Origin of the sequence: Streptomyces sp. URMC 126 (assembly GCF_051386555.1) — a bacterium.
Taxonomy (GTDB): domain Bacteria; phylum Actinomycetota; class Actinomycetes; order Streptomycetales; family Streptomycetaceae; genus Streptomyces.
Genome location: NZ_JBPQTX010000959.1, coordinates 1 through 264, shown reverse-complemented (window position 1 = coordinate 264; position 264 = coordinate 1). Strand labels below are relative to the sequence as shown.

At 33.0% G+C, this 264-nt stretch carries 1 protein-coding gene; it reads left to right on the top strand.

The window, feature by feature from the left end:
* On the top strand, window positions 1-264 hold a 264-nt coding region (locus ACSNOK_RS34665), incomplete at both ends, for a gliding motility-associated C-terminal domain-containing protein (protein WP_436784685.1).

Genomic DNA, 264 nt, shown 5'->3' with positions numbered 1-264 from the left:
GTACACACTTTAATACCTAATTATAAAGATACAGCCGTAACATTAAATCTTAAAGCCAATGATAAAATCACTGCTGTATTTTATGACAAACGAACAGATGCTTTATTCCCAACAGGATTTACCCCCAATAATGATGGAACCAATGACTATTTTGGACCTGTCAATCCAAGATTTTTCAAAAACTATGAACTTCATGTATACAATAGATGGGGCGAAGAGATATTTTCATCAACTAACCCTTTTGATTATTGGGATGGTAAATAC